Origin of the sequence: Kibdelosporangium persicum (genome assembly GCF_013280595.1) — a bacterium.
GTDB lineage: Bacteria > Actinomycetota > Actinomycetes > Mycobacteriales > Pseudonocardiaceae > Kibdelosporangium > Kibdelosporangium persicum.
This window is the reverse complement of record NZ_JAAATY010000006.1, coordinates 1-17,875: the sequence shown is the minus strand read 5'-3', so window position 1 is coordinate 17,875 and position 17,875 is coordinate 1. Positions and strand designations below refer to the sequence as shown.

At 68.2% G+C, this 17,875-nt stretch carries 22 protein-coding genes and 1 tRNA gene; 14 read left to right on the top strand and 9 right to left on the bottom strand.

From position 1 onward, the window contains the following. Positions 1-12: 12 nt before the first annotated feature. Positions 13-1,752 carry a discoidin domain-containing protein gene (locus GC106_RS12825; protein ID WP_173128914.1) on the top strand — a complete coding sequence of 580 codons (1,740 nt, stop codon included), beginning with the start codon at positions 13-15 and terminating at the stop codon, positions 1,750-1,752. Here GC106_RS12825 and GC106_RS12820 read toward each other — a convergent pair. Beyond that, positions 1,740-2,687, bottom strand: a complete 948-nt coding sequence (locus GC106_RS12820; protein ID WP_173128911.1) for an AraC family transcriptional regulator — start codon at positions 2,685-2,687, stop codon at positions 1,740-1,742. The genes GC106_RS12825 and GC106_RS12820 overlap by 13 nt on opposite strands. A gap of 80 nt (positions 2,688-2,767) precedes the next feature. Between GC106_RS12820 and GC106_RS12815 the strand changes: the two genes are divergently transcribed. Beyond that, positions 2,768-3,601 carry an NAD(P)H-binding protein gene (locus GC106_RS12815; protein ID WP_173128909.1) on the top strand — a complete coding sequence of 278 codons (834 nt, stop codon included), beginning with the start codon at positions 2,768-2,770 and terminating at the stop codon, positions 3,599-3,601. A 136-nt stretch (positions 3,602-3,737) separates the two neighbouring features. Here the strand turns inward: GC106_RS12815 and GC106_RS12810 are convergent, their stop codons facing one another. Further along, positions 3,738-4,091, bottom strand: a complete 354-nt coding sequence (locus tag GC106_RS12810) for a hypothetical protein (RefSeq protein WP_312872620.1) — start codon at positions 4,089-4,091, stop codon at positions 3,738-3,740. A gap of 82 nt (positions 4,092-4,173) precedes the next feature. On the opposite strand from GC106_RS12810, the gene GC106_RS12805 reads away from it, so the two are divergent. Next, entirely contained in the window at positions 4,174-4,806 is a 633-nt protein-coding gene (locus tag GC106_RS12805; protein WP_173128905.1) for a TetR/AcrR family transcriptional regulator, read from the top strand. 63 nt (positions 4,807-4,869) lie between these two features. On the opposite strand, the gene GC106_RS12800 is transcribed toward GC106_RS12805, so the two are convergent. Continuing rightward, positions 4,870-5,208, bottom strand: a complete 339-nt coding sequence (locus GC106_RS12800) for a hypothetical protein (protein WP_173128903.1) — start codon at positions 5,206-5,208, stop codon at positions 4,870-4,872. A gap of 225 nt (positions 5,209-5,433) precedes the next feature. Between GC106_RS12800 and GC106_RS47720 the strand changes: the two genes are divergently transcribed. The 3 genes from GC106_RS47720 (at position 5,434) to GC106_RS12790 (ending at position 6,326) form a co-directional block, all read left to right on the top strand. Continuing rightward, a complete protein-coding gene (locus tag GC106_RS47720) occupies positions 5,434-5,679 on the top strand; it encodes a hypothetical protein (protein WP_246365625.1) in 246 nt (81 codons plus the stop codon). Then, a complete protein-coding gene (locus tag GC106_RS49295) occupies positions 5,658-6,032 on the top strand; it encodes a response regulator transcription factor (protein WP_312872619.1) in 375 nt (124 codons plus the stop codon). Before GC106_RS47720 ends, GC106_RS49295 begins: the two co-directional genes overlap by 22 nt. Positions 6,033-6,131: 99 nt before the next feature. Next, positions 6,132-6,326 (top strand): hypothetical protein, encoded by a 195-nt coding sequence (locus GC106_RS12790; RefSeq protein ID WP_173128901.1) that lies wholly within the window; start codon positions 6,132-6,134, stop codon positions 6,324-6,326. Between the two features lie 59 nt (positions 6,327-6,385). On the opposite strand, the gene trxA is transcribed toward GC106_RS12790, so the two are convergent. From trxA to GC106_RS12765, 5 genes are all read right to left on the bottom strand, one after another. Continuing rightward, positions 6,386-6,748, bottom strand: coding sequence for a thioredoxin (trxA, locus tag GC106_RS12785; RefSeq protein WP_173128898.1), 363 nt, complete (start codon positions 6,746-6,748; stop codon positions 6,386-6,388). Between the two features lie 166 nt (positions 6,749-6,914). After that, positions 6,915-7,715 (bottom strand): IclR family transcriptional regulator domain-containing protein, encoded by an 801-nt coding sequence (locus GC106_RS12780; protein ID WP_173129746.1) that lies wholly within the window; start codon positions 7,713-7,715, stop codon positions 6,915-6,917. 41 nt (positions 7,716-7,756) lie between these two features. Beyond that, on the bottom strand, positions 7,757-9,199 hold the full coding sequence (locus tag GC106_RS12775; protein ID WP_173128895.1) for an amidohydrolase family protein: 1,443 nt from the start codon (positions 9,197-9,199) through the stop codon (positions 7,757-7,759). Positions 9,200-9,202: 3 nt separating this feature from the next. After that, on the bottom strand, positions 9,203-9,712 hold the full coding sequence (locus tag GC106_RS12770) for a DoxX family protein (protein ID WP_173128892.1): 510 nt from the start codon (positions 9,710-9,712) through the stop codon (positions 9,203-9,205). Next, on the bottom strand, positions 9,709-10,572 hold the full coding sequence (locus GC106_RS12765) for a dioxygenase family protein (RefSeq protein ID WP_173128890.1): 864 nt from the start codon (positions 10,570-10,572) through the stop codon (positions 9,709-9,711). The genes GC106_RS12770 and GC106_RS12765 overlap by 4 nt, the downstream gene beginning before the upstream one ends. 127 nt (positions 10,573-10,699) lie before the next feature. On the opposite strand from GC106_RS12765, the gene GC106_RS12760 reads away from it, so the two are divergent. From GC106_RS12760 to GC106_RS12745, 4 genes are all read left to right on the top strand, one after another. Continuing rightward, positions 10,700-11,836 carry a CaiB/BaiF CoA transferase family protein gene (locus GC106_RS12760; protein ID WP_173128888.1) on the top strand — a complete coding sequence of 379 codons (1,137 nt, stop codon included), beginning with the start codon at positions 10,700-10,702 and terminating at the stop codon, positions 11,834-11,836. Continuing rightward, positions 11,833-12,597 (top strand): citryl-CoA lyase, encoded by a 765-nt coding sequence (locus GC106_RS12755; protein WP_246365623.1) that lies wholly within the window; start codon positions 11,833-11,835, stop codon positions 12,595-12,597. The genes GC106_RS12760 and GC106_RS12755 overlap by 4 nt, the downstream gene beginning before the upstream one ends. 216 nt (positions 12,598-12,813) lie before the next feature. Further along, positions 12,814-13,584 (top strand): D-Ala-D-Ala carboxypeptidase family metallohydrolase, encoded by a 771-nt coding sequence (locus GC106_RS12750; protein ID WP_173128883.1) that lies wholly within the window; start codon positions 12,814-12,816, stop codon positions 13,582-13,584. A gap of 80 nt (positions 13,585-13,664) precedes the next feature. Next, a complete protein-coding gene (locus GC106_RS12745) occupies positions 13,665-14,090 on the top strand; it encodes a DUF6010 family protein (protein ID WP_376777738.1) in 426 nt (141 codons plus the stop codon). 90 nt (positions 14,091-14,180) lie between these two features. On the opposite strand, the gene GC106_RS12740 is transcribed toward GC106_RS12745, so the two are convergent. Next, positions 14,181-15,527, bottom strand: coding sequence for a M20/M25/M40 family metallo-hydrolase (locus GC106_RS12740; protein ID WP_312872618.1), 1,347 nt, complete (start codon positions 15,525-15,527; stop codon positions 14,181-14,183). A 97-nt stretch (positions 15,528-15,624) separates the two neighbouring features. Here GC106_RS12740 and GC106_RS12735 point away from each other — a divergent pair. The 4 genes from GC106_RS12735 (at position 15,625) to GC106_RS12720 (ending at position 17,870) form a co-directional block, all read left to right on the top strand. Continuing rightward, positions 15,625-15,708 (top strand) — tRNA-Leu (locus tag GC106_RS12735). A gap of 200 nt (positions 15,709-15,908) precedes the next feature. Beyond that, positions 15,909-16,286 carry a hypothetical protein gene (locus GC106_RS47710; RefSeq protein WP_246365621.1) on the top strand — a complete coding sequence of 126 codons (378 nt, stop codon included), beginning with the start codon at positions 15,909-15,911 and terminating at the stop codon, positions 16,284-16,286. After that, positions 16,283-17,335, top strand: coding sequence for a tyrosine-type recombinase/integrase (locus GC106_RS12725; protein ID WP_173128877.1), 1,053 nt, complete (start codon positions 16,283-16,285; stop codon positions 17,333-17,335). Before GC106_RS47710 ends, GC106_RS12725 begins: the two co-directional genes overlap by 4 nt. Next, positions 17,325-17,870, top strand: a complete 546-nt coding sequence (locus GC106_RS12720) for a hypothetical protein (protein ID WP_173128875.1) — start codon at positions 17,325-17,327, stop codon at positions 17,868-17,870. Before GC106_RS12725 ends, GC106_RS12720 begins: the two co-directional genes overlap by 11 nt. Positions 17,871-17,875 lie beyond the last annotated feature (5 nt).

Genomic DNA, 17,875 nt, shown 5'->3' with positions numbered 1-17,875 from the left:
TTGGGAGTAACCATGACTCGACGGTCCCTGTACCGTGCCGTCACACTGCTGTCCGGGTTCGCGCTGTTAGCCGGATTTTCTGTCATCACGGCAGCCATCACCGCGGCCGCCGCCGCTCCGAGCGTCACGAGAGTGACGGGCAGCCAGGGCAACTGGCAGTTGACCGTGGACGGCGCGCCCTACGTGGTGAAAGGCGTCACCTGGGGGCCGCCGATGTCCGAGGCCGCCCGCCGGATGCCGGACCTGCGGTCGATGGGCGTCAACACGGTCCGCACCTGGGGCACCGACGGCACAACGTTGCCGTTGCTCGACGCCGCCGCGGCCAACGGGATCAAAGTGATCAACGGGTTCTGGCTGCAACCCGGCGGCGGGCCGGGCAGCGGCGGCTGCGTGAACTACGTGACCGACTCGAACTACAAGTCGGCCATGCTCACCGAGTTCTCCCGGTGGGTCGAGACGTACAGGGAACATCCCGCGGTCCTGATGTGGAACGTGGGCAACGAGTCCGTGCTCGGCATGCAGAACTGCTTCTCCGGCGCCGAACTCGAGGCGCAGCGCGCCGCGTACGTCCAGTTCGTCAACCAGGTGGCGCAGCGGATCCACAGCATCGACCCGAACCACCCGGTCACCTCGACCGACGCGTGGACCGGCGCATGGCCGTACTACAAGGCCCACGCGCCCGATCTCGACCTGTACGCGGTGAACGCCTACAACGCCGTCTGCGACGTGCAACGCGACTGGGTCAACGGCGGCTACACCAAGCCGTACATCATCACCGAGACCGGACCGGCCGGTGAATGGGAGGTTCCCGACGACGCGAACGGCGTTCCGACCGAGCCTTCCGACGTGCAGAAGCGTGACGGGTACAGCCGCGCGTGGTCGTGCATCACCGGCCACACAGGTGTCGCACTCGGCGCGACGCTGTTCCATTACGGCATCGAAGGCGACTTCGGCGGCGTGTGGTTCAACCTCATTCCGAACAACGAGCGGCGGTTGTCGTACTACGCGGTCCGCCAGATCTACGGCGGCACGCCCGTGACCAACACTCCCCCGGTGATCACGTCGATGAACCTGAGCCGGACCACCGACGTGCCTGCCGGAAGCACGTTCACCGTCGACGCCCGGGTAACCGATCCCGACGGCGATGCCGTCACGTACACGATGGGCTACAACAGCAAGTACATCAACAACTCCGGCGGCATCATCGCGGCACAGTTCACCGGGAACGGCCCGTTCACGGTCACAGCGCCACAGCAACTGGGCGTGTGGAAGCTGTACCTGTACGCCCGGGACGGGCACGGCAACATCGGCATCGAAACCCGTTCACTGCGGGTGGTCGCTCCACCCGTCACCGGAACGAACGTCGCACAAGGCCGCCCTGCCACGGCATCCTCACACCAGACGGCCGGCGATGGTGCGCCGTTCACCCCGGCATTGGCTGTCGACGCAAACCTGGGCACCCGCTGGGCCAGCGACTGGAGCGATCCACAGTGGATCCAGGTCGACCTCGGCTCGGTGACGGCCTTCCAGCACGTCCAACTGGTGTGGGAAACCGCGTACGGCAAGGCATACGAGATCCAGACCTCCGACGACGGCAACGCCTGGCGAACCGTGTACTCGACAACCTCGGCCGACGGGAACGTGGACTCCGTCGAGCTCAACGCGTCCGGCCGGTTCGTGCGCGTCAACGGCACCGCGCGCGGCACAGGCTGGGGCTACTCGCTCTACGAGTTCGGCGTCTACCGGCGCTGACCGGCCAGCGCCTCGCGATGCTCCTGCGGGCTCACGCCACGAACCCGTTTGAACGCGGCGCTGAGCGCGAAACTGCTGCCGTAGCCCACTTTCCTGGCCACCGACCCGACCGTGGTCTCGGGCTCCTGCAACAGGTCCGCGGCCAGGGCCAGCCGCCAGCCGGTCAGGAACGCCATCGGTGATTCGCCGACGAGTTCGGTGAAGCGCCGGGCGAACGTGGCGCGGGAAACGCCGGTCGCGTCCGCGAGCGACGCGACGGTCCACGGGTGGGCGGGGTCGTTGTAGATCATCCGCAACGCCGCGCCCACCACCGGATCGCCGTGCGCCCGGTACCACAGCGGTGTCCTGGCGTCATCGTGGGCGAACCACGCGCGCAGGACCGTGATGAGCAACAGGTCGAGCAGCCGGTCCAGCACGACCGACTGGCCCGGCTCGTCCTTGACGATCTCCTCGGCGAGGATCGGCACGACCGGCGAATGCCAGCTGCCCGCGGGCACGATCAGCGTGCGCGGCAACGCGTCCAGCAGTCGCCGGGTCACCTCGCCGGACATGTGGTACGTGCCGATCAGCATCATCGTGCCGCCGTCCACGTTGTGGCCCCACGTCCGCACGCCCAGGCCCAGCTTCTCCGCCAGCGGTTCGCCCCACAGCGTGGTGCAGTGGTCGCCCGGATGGATCACGACCTGCGGTGGCGTGGCGGGATCGTCCGCCACGATGTACGGCCGCACGCCCCGGACGACCAGCACGTCGCCGACGTTCACCCGCATCGGCTCGTCACCGTCCGGAATGACCCAGCCACCGCCGCGCACCATCGTGAGCACCGCGAGGGGAGCCTCGTCCCGCACGTGGATGCTCCATGGCGGGTCGAGCACGGCCTTCAGCAGGAACGCGCCCCGGGCGCGCGGGCCGTCGAGCAGGTTGGCGAGGACGTCCACACCCCCACCTTAGACGCACGCTTATGGAAACGAGCTCCTCAACCATGGTTCGTCTCATCCGGATGCCGTGTACTGGAGCCATGACAGAGAACCCGATCCTGATCCTCGGCGGCACCGGCAAGACGGGCGGCCGCATCGCCGACCGCCTGACCGCTCGCGGGGTGCCGGTCCGAATCGGCTCCCGTTCCGCCGAACCGGCGTTCCACTGGGAGGACGACTCCACCTGGGCGCCGGTCCTGCGTGGCGCCGCGGCCGTGTACATCGCCTACTACCCCGACATCGGTGCCGCCGGCGCCTCGACGACCGTCGGATCGTTCGCGAAACTCGCCGTTTCGCTTGGCGTCACCCGCATTGTCCTGTTGTCCGGCCGTGGTGAGCAAGAGGCCGAACGCAGCGAGCAGGCAGTCCGCGAGTCCGGCGCTGAGTGGACCGTGCTGCGTGCCAGCTGGTTCGCCCAGAACTTCAGCGAGAGCTTCCTGCTGGATCCGGTGCTCAGCGGCCAGGTCAGGCTCCCGGCCGGTGCCGTGGTCGAGCCGTTCGTCGACGTCGACGACATCGCGGACGTGGCCGTGGCCGCGTTGACCGAACCCGGGCATGTGGGCGAACTCTACGAACTGACCGGGCCGTACGCGGTGTCCTTCGCCGACGCCATCGCCGAGATCTCGGCCGCGTCCGGCCGGGAGATCAGCTACGAGAAGATCTCGATCGACGAGTTCGCCGCCGGGCTGGCCCACGAGATCGGCGACCAGCCCGAGTACATCGACTTCCTGAAGTACCTGTTCACCGACATCCTCGACGGACGCAACGCCCAGCCACAGGACGGCGTCCGCCGGGCACTCGGCCGCGAACCGCGCTCGTTCCGGGACTACGCCAAAACCGCCGCGGCCACTGGGGTGTGGGCGACCAACGCGTGAACCGGCCACCCTCTCGCGACCTCGACGCCCGCGACCGGGTAGTCGTGCGGGACGGGTGGTTCAGGGCGAAATGCTGGGCCACGAAGCCACCGTGTGAGTGGCCCAGCATGTGGGCCTCGGGACGCCGTGGACGTCGCTATCCGTCCAGCCGGACGGTCACCTTGAGCCGGCCGCGCTTGTCCCGGCCGGCTGTCGCGTGCCCGGTGCGGTCCCGGCCGTCGAGTTCCAGTGTTATCGGGCCGCCTTCGCCGGTAAAATTACGCCACCAGTTCTTCGCCTCCGGCAATCTGACCCCGATCGTGACGACGTCGCCGTTCCGGCTATATCCGACCGGCGTGCTGAAAGTGCGCCCGGATCGCCGCCCGGTGTATGTGACGATCGTCAAATGCCTGCTGACCAGCGGACCCAGCCGCCGTGAATCCCGCAGCGACACCGCACAGGAATTGACGCGACCCACCACGCGCCGAATGATCGGCGTATCGACCCGCACAGAAAACCTCCTCGAATTCATCCTGGTTTCACCGTAGCATCGTAAGTGGAAACCGCTGTCCACTTGACCTGAAGTGAGAAGGATGAGCACTGAGGCTTCTCGGATGCGTGCCGACGCGCGGCAGAACCGCGACCGGATCGTCGAGGTCGCCCGCGAGTTGTTCGCCGGCCGTGGCCTCGACGTGCCGATGGCCGCGATCGCCCGGCGGGCGGGGGTCGGGATGGCGACGCTCTACCGCCGCTTCCCCACCAAGGAGTCGCTGGTCACGGAAGTGTTCTCGGACCAGTTCGCCGAATGTGTGTCGATACTGGACGACGCACTGGCCGATCCCGACCCCTGGCACGGCCTGTGCACCGGGATCGAGCGAATCTGCGCCATGCACGCCGTCGACCGCGGCTTCACCGCCGCGTTCGTCTCGGCCTTCCCGCAGTCGTTCGACATCGACGGCGAACGAGCTCGCGCCGACTCGGCGTTGACGGAGCTGATCGACCGTGCCAAGCGGGCCGGTCAGTTGCGCGCGGACTTCGCCCTCGATGACGTCACGCTGGTGCTGATGGCCAACAGCGGGATCATCGCCGGCACCCCGGAGGCGTCCCTGGCCGCGTCCCGGCGACTGGTCGCGTATCTTCTCAGCGCCTTCCGGGCGGACAACGCCCATCCGCTCCCGCCGCCCGCGCCGCTCAACCTCTTCGACGTGCTGCCGAAGAGAAGGTGACCCAGTGACCACAGTGGACCCGGTGGACGCGGTGACCGGACCGGCCGGTCACCGCGTGAAGGGTCACCACCAACCGCCGCAGCGGCCGGCCAGGCGGTCACACAGCCGGAAGGCGATCTTGCTGACGTCGGTGTAGCTGCCCGAGAAGGACGAATTGATCACAGTCCCGTCTTCCGACCGCTGCAGGTAGGTCTGCGACGGCAGCGACGACGGGCCGTTGGTCCACCACTTGCCGTCGTAGTCGTTGCCGTCCCAGTTCCACGACTTGCACAACGGCAACGAGCCGCCCGCCGGACCACTCAGGTTCCCGCACTGCTGAGCCGCCGCGGCCGGGCTCGCGGCCATGATGCCCGCGCTCGCCACAGCGACCGCCACAACGCTGATCCTCCGCACAATCGACACGCTTCCCCCTTGGGATCACTGGATTCCGGCGCGGACCGTAACCACAAGGAATCAAGAGAACATACAAAACCGGTCCGTTCACTTCTCGTTCACAGGCGAGCCGTCGGCATGACACCGGACGTCCACCCGGACCGGACGTCCCGTCGGACCGCTTCCGGGAGCTCTCCCTGACGTCCTGTCGTCCAATTCCGGCGAGAGGTCACTGCCGATCGGAGGTTCCCCGAAGTGCACAGCCACGACGTCGACACGCTGCTCGCCGCGGCCACCACCGAGGTCGTCGTGATGAGCAGCCTTTCCCCGGGCCGCACCGACCCGATCAGCACCTTTCGCCTGCCCGGTCAGGTCCGGCCGGGCGTGCGGTGCCGGATTCTCGTCCCGGACACCGCCCGTGTGACAGCGTTACTGGCGGGCGCCTGGCGACTACGCCCGCGGTACGTACCGTGCCACACGTGCCGGCCGACGCGCTCGTGATCGACGGCTGCACCGTAGTCGTGCCCACCGAACGAGCCCGGCTGGCGGTGTTCCGTCTTCCCGCGGTCGTCACGACCACGCTGGAGCTGTTCGAACAGATCTGGGCCCGGGCCGTGCCGTTCCTCGCTTCCGACCTGCCGCGGGCGTCGGAACTGACTCCGCGGCAACGAGAAGTGCTGGCGCTGTTGTGGGAAGGGCACACCGACGAGTCGGCGGCCACCCGGTTGCAGATCTCCGTGCGCACGATCCGCCGGACGGTGGCCGAGATCATGGCCAGACTCGGTGCGCGCAGCCGGTTCCAGGCAGGTGCCAAGGCCGCCGACCGCGGCTGGCTGCTGGCGCAGGCGGGCTGAACGCGCACTTCACCTGTTGTTGACGGACACCGGCCGGCGGAGTCCACTTAGGTGTTGCCTGCGTGGCGCATGCTCGAAGCAGCTTCGAGAGGTGTCGCCATGGAGCTCACCGGACTGGCCGATCTCACGCACACCCGACGTGTCAGCCTGTACCGCCTGCGGCCGGGCGAAGACCTGTATTCGATGCGGGCACCACGCGTGATCCAGGGCGACCACGAGTTCATCACCTTACGTGTCACCGTCGGCGGACTGCCCGCGCTGCTGGTCGCCGGACTGCCCGAGGACTCCTCGTGAGTGGTTATCGGCGTTAGAACCCTGATAACCACTCACGAGGAACGCCTCATGCGGCCAACTTACGCCTGTTCGCTGGCGATCGAGGCACGGACCTCGTCCATGTCGAGATCCTTGACCTTGCCGATCAGTTCCTCCAACGCGGGCGCGGGCAACGCGCCGGGCTGCGCGTACACGACAACACCATCGCGGACCGCCATCAGAGTGGGGATCGACGAGATGCCGAAAGCCTGTGCCAACGCGACCTGAGCCTCGGTGTCGACGGTGCCGAAGGTGATGTCCTCGTGCTCCTCCGACGCGCTCTCGTACACCGGGGCGAACATGCGGCACGGGCCACACCAGGACGCCCAGAAGTCGACGAGCACCGTCCCCGGCGCACTCACGACCTCGTTGAAGTTCTCCTCGGTCAGTTCCACGGTCGCCACCGCGATCTCCTTTGCTCGGGACCTACCGGGTGCAACACGGCGCCCGGCCCCGATGTTCCACGCCCGTTCTGTGTCGAAGGACCGTGAAACGCGAGAGGGTCGTGGTGGCGGCGAGGCTGTTCGCCGCCCTGGCCTGGCGTCGTCGCCGATCGGTACAAACGGGCGATCAACCCGCGTGCACGGCGATCGGACGCGCCTCCCACGCCGCCCAATCAGCGCTGATGGCGCCCGCGGCACGCAACAGCAGCGGCAGGTGGTCCTCCACGAGGTGCTCGATCGACGTCTCAGCGGCGTGCGCGTTGACGTTCACCGCGGCGATCGTGCGGCCCTCGCCGTTGCGGATCGGCGCGGCGACCGACCTGATGCCCAGCGCCAGCTCCTGGTCCGTCGCGACCCACCCTTTGGCACGGACGTCCCGCAGGAGCTCGTCGAGTTCCTGCCGGGTCGGGGTCCAGCGTGGCGTGATGCCCGACCGGCTCGGCGACGCCAGCACTTCGTCGAGTTCGTCGCCGCTGAGCGACGCCAACAGCACTTTGCCCAGCGACGTCTGGATGGCCGGGAACCTGGTGCCGATGGTCACCGACAACGCCACGAGCTTGGGCACCGCGACACGGGCGACGTAGACGATGTCCGAGCCGTCGAGCTGGGCGATCGAACAGGACTCGTTCGTCCTGGCCACCAGGTCACGCAGGTGCGGCTCGGCCAGCTCCCACAGGTTGCGCGACCCGATGTAGGCCATGCCGAGTTCGAGCACACGCGGGGTGAGCGAGAACCCGGCCTCCTCGGCGCGGACGTACCCCAGTGCCTCGAGCGTGATCAGGACGCGCCGGGCGGTGGGCCTGGCGAGGTCCGCCTTGGCGGCGACCTCACTCAGCGTCATCACCGGCCTGCCCGGTTCGAACCCGCGCAACACATCGAGGCCCCGGGCGAGGGCCTCGATGAAATCCGGGCTCGCGTCCCGCCGCATCCGCCGTCCTTCCAGCCTGTTGTCGCTCGTCAGCGTACCGATCACGGGTCGCTGCGCACGGCGACGCCCTGGCCCTGGTAGTCGGTGTACGTATACGGGTTGGCGATCACGTCCGTCGCCGGGATCTCCGGGTTCATGCAGGCGTGCCACTCCTGACCGCCCATCTCCCGCCGGGCGAACTCCACCGTGGCCGTGACCGCGCTGCGTGCCTTGCCGAGGTCGATGCCGACCAGTTCGTGCTCGTACTTCACGATCCGGCCGTTCACCAGCACGGTGTGCACGTCACCGCGGCCCGCCTGGAACACGACGTGGCCGTACGGGTGCAGGATCGGGAACATCACCGGCGACCGGTCGTTCTTGATCAGCACCACGTCCGCCTTCTTGCCCGGCGTCAACGAGCCGATGACGTCGTCGAGCCCGAGCGTCCGCGCGCCGCCCATCGTCGCCCACTCGACCACGTGCTCGGCACGAAGGCTGTTGTGCACCACGGTCTCCCCCACGGCCTGGGTCTCCAGGTGTTCGCGTGACCGGTCGGCCGACAACGTCGCGCGCATCGCGGAGAACAGGTCGGCGCTCCACCACACGCTCGTGTCCATCGACAGCGACGCGGGAATGCCGTATTTGCGGAGCCGCCAACTGGTCGGATACCCCTGTCCCGCGCTCTGCTCGCTTTCCGTCGCGACGGACACTGACCCGCCGGACGCGGCGATCCGGTGGTACGAGTCGGGGCTGAGCGTGCTGGCGTGCACGTACGTGACCTTCGGCGTCATGAAACCGTGCTGCCACATCAGATCGATGCTGTCGTCGGTGGTCGCGCCCCAGACTCCGGCGTGTGTGGTGACCCGGAGGTCGAGGTCGCGGGCAGCCTCGAACGCGCCCTTCTCCGGGAACGCGGCGTCGCCCGTGATGTCGAAAGCCAGTTGCAGGCCGAGCATGTCGTCCGGCGAGCTGAAGTTCCGGTCCACAAAGGCCCTGAACTCCGCCGAGTTCGCCCATTCCCATGGCGCGCCGAGCAAGTTGCCGTACGCCAGCACAAACCGGCCAGGCACCGCACGTAACGCCTCCACCGCGGCGTCGCCGTGCTCCGGCGTACGCAGCCCGTGCGACCAGTCCAAAGTGGTGGTGACGCCCGCGTCGAGCGACTCGATCGCGGAGAGCAGGTTGCCCGCGTGGACGTCCTCCGGCCGGAAGATCTTGCCCCAGTTGAGGTAGTAGAAGACGAAGTACTGCGTGAGCGTCCAGTCCGCGCCGAACCCGCGCAGCGCCGTCTGCCACATGTGCCGGTGCGTGTCGATCATGCCGGGCATCACGATCCCGCCGGCGGCGTCGATCACCTGGGCGTCGCCCGGCGCGGTCAGGCCGCGGCCGACCTGGTCGATCCGTTCGCCCCGGACCAGCACGTCCCCGCCCTCGACCACGCCGATCGCCGGGTCCATGGACAGCACGGTGGCGTTGCGGAACAGAATCGGTCTGCCGGCTTCCATATCTCAATCACCTCGCTGTGATTCGCGTGACCGCAGGACACGGGCTCGCATGGCGATCGGGGGCACGGCGGCCAGCACACCCGCCAGCAGCGCCACGACACCCCACCAGAGGTTCCAGGTCAGGCCGAGCGCGTGGTCGAGTGACCACTCCCCCGGCCCGCTGAAGGCGATCACGGCGGCCAACGCGCCGTAGACGAACGGGACCTCGCAGCCGCCCCTGTTCGCCCAGAATCCGTTGTGGACGGTGGCGGCCGCGGCCACCGCCATCGTGCCGATCACGACCGCGGCACCGGCCGGGGTGAGCAGCCCGGTCGCGATCGACGCGGCACCAAGCAGTTCCAGCGTCCCGGCGAAGACGGCCAGCCGCGTTCCCGGCACGAACCCCCACTCGTCGAAGATCTGTCCGTGGCCGCGGGGACCGAGACCACCGAACCAGCCACGCAGTTTCTGCATGCTGTGCCCGAACAGCAACGCGGCCAGCAGCAGCCGGAGCAGCAGCACGCCGAGGTTCACGGTTCGGGCTCGAGCACGAAGTCGTACGTGGCGTGCAGGTACGGCCGGTCGATCTCGGTGCCGTCGGGCGCCGGACCGGCGGGTTTCTCAGCGAACCGGACGACCAGCGCGTCCTTGGTGCCGAACACGACATCGGTGTCCAGGTAGTCGGAGCCTTCCTGGAACAGGTGCGTGATCAGCTTGCGGTGACCGGGTTCGTCGAGCAGGAAGTGGATGTGCGCGGGCCGGAAGTGACTGATCTCCGTCTGGCCGATCAGCGCTCCGACCGGGCCGTCCATCGGGATGGCGTAGCCGAGCGGCGCGATCGTGCGGACGCAGTAGCTGCCGTCCTGCCTGGTCTGGTACTTCGCGCGCAGCCGGGCCTCGTCGATGTCGGGCAGTTGGGCCTCGTAGACGCCGTCCGTGTCGGCCTGCCACACGTCCAGGACCGCGCCGGGCAGCGGGTTTCCGTCGGTGTTCCGCACCGTGCCGGTGATGAACAGCGGTGTGCCGGGCAGGCCGTCGGACATGTCGTGCCCGAACCCGGCGGGCGGCGATCCGTCGATGTGGAACGGTCCGAGCACGGTGGCCGGGGTGGCCTTCCCGGAGAACCGGTTGTTCAGCTGGACGACCAGGGTGCTCAGCCCGAGCACGTCGGAGGCCAGGATGAACTCCTGCCGTTTGTCGTCGGTGATCCGGCCGGTCGCGGCCAGCCAGTCCATCGCGGCCGCCCACTCGTCCTCGGTCAGCCGGACCTCGCGGGCGAAGGCGTGCAGGTGCCGTACCAGAGCGGTCATCAGCTCGGCGGTCCGCGGCGAGCGCGCCGTGGACCAGCGCTGGACCGCGAGATCAGTGATGTTGTCCTCAGTGACGAAAGCCATCGATCTCCTCGATTCGGACAGTGGTCCGATATGCGTACAGTCTTGTACTGACCGGATCGGTGCGCAAGCCCTAGGATGTAGCTATCGCAATCGTCCGCTTGGCGGACATCTGTCCGAGGAGGCAGGGATGGACCGAGGTGCCCTGGACGGGCTGCTGATCGCCGACTTCTCCCGGATCCTCGCCGGTCCGTACGCCACGATGTTGCTGGCCGACCTGGGCGCCGAGGTCATCAAGGTGGAGTCGCCCGGCGGAGACGACACGCGGACATGGGTTCCGCCCGAGCGCGACGGCGTGTCCACGTACTACCTGGGCATCAACCGCAACAAGCGGTCCATCGCCCTGGACTTCGCCGACCCGGACGACCTGCGGCTGGCCAGGAGGCTGGCGGCCCGCGCGGACATCATGATCGAGAACTTCAAGCCGGGCGGACTGCGCCGGTTCGGCCTGGACTACAAAACCGTCAGCCAGGACAACCCCCGGCTGATCTACGCGTCGATCAGCGGTTTCGGCAGCGGCGCGGGCGCGTCCCTGCCTGGTTACGACCTGCTCGTCCAGGCGGCGTCCGGCCTGATGAGCCTGACCGGGGACGCGGACGGGCCGCCGTACCGGGCCGGCATCTCGGTGTTCGACGTGATGACCGGCATGCACGCGGCCATCGGCATCCTCGCCGCGTTGAACCACAGGCACGAGACCGGCGCCGGCCAGCACGTGGAGGTCAACCTCCTGTCCTCCGCGTTGTCGGCGCTGGTCAACCACACTTCGGCGTACGTGTCCGGCGGAGTCGTGCCCCATCGCATGGGCAACGCGCACCCGAGCCTGTTCCCGTACGAACCGCTGCCGACCGCGGACAAGGACCTGATCGTGATCGCGGGCAACGACGGCCAGTTCCGCAAGCTGTGCCACGAGCTCGGGTTGGCACACCTGCTGTCGGACGAACGGTTCTCGAGCAACGAAGCCCGTACTCGCAACCGGGAAGTCCTCCGGCCGCTGCTGGTCGAGCGCCTCCGGCAGCGTCCCGCCGACGAATGGTTCAAGCAACTGTCGGCCGCGGGCATCCCCTGCGGCCCGATCAACCACGTCGACGGCGGCGTGGCGCTGGCCGAGGAGCTGGGACTGCGTCCGGTGGTCGACGTCCAGGACCTGCCGATGATCCGCAACCCGATCACCTTCAGCGCCACCAGGACCCGGCACGACCTGCCACCGCCCGCACTGGACGAACACGGAGCCGAGCTCCGCGCATGGCTGGAGGAATCGACACCATGACCTACCCCACCTCGATCGGCACGTCGGACGCCGACACCATCAGCCTGCTCGGCCAGAACCTGGCGGACGACCTGATGGGCAAGGTCGGCTTCGGCGAACTGGCGTTCTGGCTCGTCACCCACCGCCGCCCCGGTGCCGGTGAGGCCCGCGTGTTCGAGACGGTGCTGGTGGCGTTGGCGGACCACGGTTTCACGCCCACGGCGATCGCCGCGCGGATGACGTTGTTGTCCGCGCCCGAGTCGATCCAGGGCGCGCTGGCCGCCGGCCTGCTCGGCGGCGGATCACGGTTCCTCGGGGTCACCGAGGACACTGGACGCTTTCTCGCCGCCGTGCTCGCCGAGACCGACACCGATTCCCCGGACTGGGACTCGGTGGCTCGTCAGGCGATCGTCGAACAACGGGCCAAGGGCGGGCTGATCCCCGGGCTGGGTCATCCCGTGCACAAACGGCAGGACCCCCGGACACCCGTGATCATCCGGATCGCCCGGGAGGAGGGCGTCTACGGTCCGCACCTGGCGCTGTTCGAGGCCATCGGCCGGGTCGCGCCGGAGATCCTCGGCCGGACACTGCCCCTCAACGGCGCCGGGGTCTGCGGCGCGGCACTGGCCGACCTCGGCCTGCCCGTCGAACTGCTCCGCGGCTTCGCCCTGCTCGCCCGGACCGCCGGTCTGCTCGGCCACCTCGCCGAGGAACTCCGCCAGCCGATCGCCAACGAGATCTACCAGTCCGTCGACCGCAACGCGCGGTACGTGAATCCGTAACGCCTGCGCGAAGACTCGGTGAAAGCCAGTCTTACCAAGACGTTCACCCGGCACGCCGCCGTAGCGGCCGATCCCGGGAAGATCCACTCCGCCTGCCGTGGCGGCTATCCGGGTGGTTTCTCGCCGTCAAACCAGGCGTTTAGTTGGTTGGTCATTGACAAATCCGGGATGGACTCGACACGCTGCACCTCCCTGTGATCGAAAGGTGGCGCTGTCATGAAACTCCGCTTGGTCTTACCGGTGCTCGCCCTGCTCGTCGGCGTCGGCGTCACGCCCGCCGCGGCAGAGGCGGACCCCGTGATCGCCGACGCCTGTTACACCTGGGGACGCACCCTTTCGGAAGGAGCATCGGGCGACGACGTCCGTCAACTGCAGATCCGGGTGGCCGGTTATCCCGGCTACGGCGGCGTCCTCGGCCTCGATGGACAGTTCGGGCCCGCCACCAAGGCGGCCGTGACCCGGTTCCAGCAGGCCTACGGCCTCGCAGCCGACGGCATCGCCGGGTCCGCGACGTTCACGAAGATCTACGAACTGCAGGACAACGACTGCACACCAGTCAACTTCTCGTACGACGAGCTGAACAACTGCAACTCCGACTGGTCGGGCGGCAACGTCTCCGCGGCGACCGCACGCGCGAACGCCCTGGTGTCCATGTGGAAGCTGCAGGCCATGCGGCATGCCATGGGCGACAGGCCGATCGACGTCAACGGCGGCTTCCGTAGCGTCGCCTGCAACAACGCGGTCGGCGGCGCGCCCGCGAGCCGTCACCTGTATGGCGACGCCGTCGACCTGGGCGCCGGCTCGCAGGGGTTCTGCGCGTTGGCGCGGCAGGCCCGTAACCACGGCTTCAACGAAATCCTCGGCCCGGGCTACACCGGTCACAACGACCACGTCCACGTCGCCCACCGCTCCACCCGCTTCTGGTCCGCCCCGAACTGTGGCGTGTCCCGCGAGGGCATCGAGGCGCAAGGCCCGGTGGACTACTGACCGCCGCGGCCGGCTGGCGACTATCCGTTGCCATCTGGCCGGAAACCGCATGGTGTCACGGCGATCAGCGACCTACGTTGATCGCCGTGATCCTGACCGTTGTGCTGCCGATCCTCATCGGACTCTGCTTCGCCGCCCTGAACTCGCTGATCCCCGAGGCACACCGCCGCAGGTTCAACGCGATCTTCGTGGCGGGCGCGGGGGCGGCGTATCTCAGCGGCGGCGCGATGGGCGGCTGGGAGTTCGCCTTCACCGCTGTGGCGACATACTGCGCGTTCCGCGGACTGGACTCGTGGACGTACATCGGCATCGCCTGGCTGTTGCACACGGCGTGGGACGTCGTGCACCACATCAAGGGCGCGCCGATCATCCCGTTCGCCCACGATTCCAGCCTGGGGTGCGCGATCTGCGACCCCGTGATCGCGATCTGGTGTTTCGCCGGCGGGCCGTCGCTGATCAGACGCAAGCCGGCTCCGGGAAGCACGGTCGAATCCGCCCAAGCCTGACGGGACGCCGCGCCGCCGGTCACGCCTTCACTGTCCTCACCGGACACTGACGGTGTCAGCACACCTCGTCAAGCCGACCCGCCGGACACGTCAGCAGTTGCGCAGGAACCGGTCGAGCACCCGGGTGCCGAACTGCAGCGCGTCGACCGGAACCCGCTCGTCCACACCGTGGAACAAGGCGGAGAAGTCCAGGTCCGCGGGCAGCCGGAGCGGCGCGTACCCGAAGCACCGGATGCCCAGCTGAGCGAACGACTTGGCGTCCGTGCCGCCCGAGAGCATGTAGGGCAGGGCCTTCGCCCCGGGGTCCTCCGCGAGGATGGACGCCGTCATGTGGTCGACGAGGGCACCGTCGAAGGTGGTCTCGAGTGGCGGGAGGCCGACCCATTCCCGCTCGATGTCCGGCCCGAGGATCTCGTCGAGCTCGCGTTCGAAGGCCTCCTGGCGGCCCGGCAGGATCCGGCAGTCCACAGTGGCCTCGGCGACCGACGGGATGACGTTGGACTTGTACCCGGCCTTCAGCATGGTCGGGTTGGCGGTGTCCCGGAGCGTGGCGCCGATCATCCGGGCGATGTTGCCCAGTTTGGCGACCGAGCCCTCGAGGTCGTCCTCGTCCACGGTGAACCCGGTGATGTCGCTGATGCCGTGCAGGAAGTCCCGGACCGAGTCGGTCAGCACGATCGGGAACCGGTGCGTGCCGAGCCTCGTGACAGCCTCTGTGAGTTTGGTAACAGCGTTGTCGTCGTGAACCATGGACCCGTGCCCGGCGCGGCCCCGGGCCCGCAGGGTCATCCAGGCGATGCCCTTCTCGGCGGTCTCGATGAGGTACGCCCGGACACCGTCCTTAACGGTGATAGAGAACCCGCCGACCTCGGAGATGGCCTCGGTGGCGCCCTCGAACAGGTCAGGCCGGTTCTCCACCAGCCATTGCGCCCCGTAGTGGCCGCCGGCCTCCTCGTCGGCGAGGAAGGCGAAGATGATGTCCCGTTTCGGCTGGATACCGTCCCGCTTGAGCCGCCGGGCCAGCGCGAGGGACATGGCGACCATGTCCTTCATGTCGACGGCGCCGCGGCCCCAGACGTACCCGTCCTGAACAGCCCCGGAGAACGGGTGGACGGACCACTCGGAGGCATCGGCGGGAACAACGTCAAGATGCCCATGGACCAGCAAAGCACCACGGCTGGGGTCACTCCCGGCGAGACGGGCGACGACATTGCCCCGGCCAGGCGCCCCCGACTCGACGTACGTGGTCTCGTACCCGACCTCGGCAAGCTTCTCGGCCACGTACTCCGCGGCAGCGCGCTCCCCGACAACGGTGTCCGGGTCGCCGGTGTTCGTAGTGTCGATCCGGATGAGCTCACTGGCGAGCGTGACGACCTCCTCCTCGGCGAGGGAGGTGTCCGGAACGTCAGGCGTGGTGGGTGGCAACGGTGCAGTCACAAGGGCCTTCCTATCACTGATTTCATCGAACCCCACCCCCGATTTGGGATGATCAAGAACCATCCGCTACGCTATGCCCACTGCAGCAAGACCGCAGGTCCGGGTGGCGGAATGGCAGACGCGCTAGCTTGAGGTGCTAGTGCCCGTAAAGGGCGTGGGGGTTCAAGTCCCCCCTCGGACACTCCAGCAGGTGAGATTTCCCCAGCAGCGACAGGTACTTGAACACCCTCATGGTGACGTCGCAGACAGCTGGTTCAGTGCCCCTCATCGGGGGCGGCCATGACCGAACGTGTCGTGGCTCCCGTGATCCCATGGTCGACTAGCAAGGGTTCCTCACGTTCGGGTGACCTTGCCGGGTCGCGTGTGGCGCGGGTGCTTCCGTTGGCCGTCCCGCCCGACCTTCCTGCGGCCCCGCCGGTGGATGTGATCTACGGCATGGGCCGGATCGACGCATCCGGCAGGATCGCCGACCGGGGTGTGACGCGGGCGTTGGGCTGGCAGATCGGTGACCGGCTCACCCTGACCGGCACTCCACGCAAAGTGGTCGCCCGTCGTGACCCGGCCGGCATGCTCGCCCTGGGCCACAAACCCTATGTCGCCATCCCCGCCGCGCTGCGCGCCCGGTGCGGACTGTCCACAGGCGACCGCGTGTTGCTGGCCGCCATGCCCGGCGACGACGTGTTGACCGTCTATCCGTTGAGCACGGTTCACCAGGCCATCCGCGGCACTGTGCCCGGCGAGGGCGGTGACCCGCGATGACCAGCACCCAACCGGACAAGGCGGCCGCGTTGGACGCCGCCCGAGTCGTGTTGGCCGGTATGGGCCTGTCGGCTCAAGACCTGATCACCGAACCCGACACCCGGCCGCTGGCGCCGACGTTCGCCGAGTACATCCCCGTCGTGTCCGCCGCTGTCGGTGCGGGCACCCGCCGGGTCTACGGCTCGTACTGGAACCGCATCCTGACCCAGTGGGCCGAACGTCGCCTTGACGAGCCCACCTCATCGGACGTCCGGGCACTGGTCGAGTACGTCAAAGCCAACGTGGTCCCCCGGCGAAACTCCCGCGGGGGACGCAGCGCCGCGGAACACTTGATCGCCGCGTTGCGGTGTGTCTACCGGCACGCCGAAGACGACGAACTGATCCACAAGGACGACAACCCCGCGCGCAAGGTCGACAAGCCACGTCGGTTGCCTTCCACCCGCCGTGCGGTCGCGGACAACAGGCTCGCCGAGATCAACACCACCGCGGCGACCACCGGCAACGATCCGGCACTCGACACCCTGTTGTTGCGGCTGCACACCGAAACCGCCTGCCGCCGCGCGGGCGCTCTCGCGCTGCGTCCTCAGGATCTCGACCCCGACCAGTGCCTGATCTTTCTGCGGGAGAAGGGGGAAACGGTGCGGTGGCAACCGGTCTCCCCCACCCTGATGACCCACCTCGTCCACCACGCCGAAGACCGGCACGCACCCCGGGACGGGCAACTGCTGCGCTACCGCAACGGCCAGCCGATCACCTCACGTCGCTATGACCACCTGTGGCACCGCATCGGCCAACACCTGCCCTGGGTAGCGACTCAGCAGATTTCCACGCATTGGTTGCGGCACACCACCCTTACCTGGGTTGAGCGCAACTTCGGCTACGCCGTGGCCCGCGCGTTCGCCGGGCACACCGACAGCGGCAACGAACCCGGCGCCACCGCCACTTACGTGCGCGCCACCCTCCCCGAAATCGCCGCCGCACTTGCCGCGCTCACCGGCGAACCCCACCCCCTCGCCGAGCAGGCCGGAGGTGACCCCCATGACCAGTGATCACGAGACCGACTCGACTCCAGCAAACCCGGTCCACGTCGGTGAGGAATCCGCCACCATCCCGGATTCCAGTGGGTGCGTGAGGCCCGTGGCGGGGACGTGGCGGGAACGGTACCGGGCACAAGAACACGGCCGGCGCCGGTTGGCCGAACGCTACGGCAGCATCCTGCAAAAGCAGTGGGCCGCCGACCCGAACGCGCCCCGTGTGGACGCGCTCAGCCTGCTCTACGCCTTCCTGTTCAAAGCCGGCCCCGCCGCGCTGCGCTCACCCGAACTGGAACACGCCCCACATCTGGAACGCAACGACGCCATCGCCGCCGCGCACATGATCCGCGTCGCCCGTGACGACGCCCGCTACCGCGAAACCGCGGTAATGCGGCACGTCGTGGCGCACGGCGTCACGTGGGGCGAGCTGGCCCACCTGTTGGACACCACACCCGAGGAACTACAGGGCTGGCTACGCCGTCACGGCGAACAACCCGACACCTGGACACGTCCCGGTGGCCCCTCGTCAACGGACACGACCAACCTCTGAACCTC

Bases quoted from the DNA above. Each gene is read 5' to 3' on its own strand.
- GC106_RS12825 (WP_173128914.1), top strand. From the start codon at position 13: ATGACTCGACGGTCCCTGTACCGTGCCGTCACACTGCTGTCCGGGTTC.
- GC106_RS12815 (WP_173128909.1), top strand. From the start codon at position 2,768: ATGACAGAGAACCCGATCCTGATCCTCGGCGGCACCGGCAAGACGGGC.
- GC106_RS12805 (WP_173128905.1), top strand. From the start codon at position 4,174: ATGAGCACTGAGGCTTCTCGGATGCGTGCCGACGCGCGGCAGAACCGC.
- GC106_RS12790 (WP_173128901.1), top strand. From the start codon at position 6,132: ATGGAGCTCACCGGACTGGCCGATCTCACGCACACCCGACGTGTCAGC.
- GC106_RS12780 (WP_173129746.1), bottom strand. From the start codon at position 7,715: ATGCGGCGGGACGCGAGCCCGGATTTCATCGAGGCCCTCGCCCGGGGC.
- GC106_RS12775 (WP_173128895.1), bottom strand. From the start codon at position 9,199: ATGGAAGCCGGCAGACCGATTCTGTTCCGCAACGCCACCGTGCTGTCC.
- GC106_RS12765 (WP_173128890.1), bottom strand. From the start codon at position 10,572: ATGGCTTTCGTCACTGAGGACAACATCACTGATCTCGCGGTCCAGCGC.
- GC106_RS12760 (WP_173128888.1), top strand. From the start codon at position 10,700: ATGGACCGAGGTGCCCTGGACGGGCTGCTGATCGCCGACTTCTCCCGG.
- GC106_RS12755 (WP_246365623.1), top strand. From the start codon at position 11,833: ATGACCTACCCCACCTCGATCGGCACGTCGGACGCCGACACCATCAGC.
- GC106_RS12750 (WP_173128883.1), top strand. From the start codon at position 12,814: ATGAAACTCCGCTTGGTCTTACCGGTGCTCGCCCTGCTCGTCGGCGTC.
- GC106_RS12725 (WP_173128877.1), top strand. From the start codon at position 16,283: ATGACCAGCACCCAACCGGACAAGGCGGCCGCGTTGGACGCCGCCCGA.
- GC106_RS12720 (WP_173128875.1), top strand. From the start codon at position 17,325: ATGACCAGTGATCACGAGACCGACTCGACTCCAGCAAACCCGGTCCAC.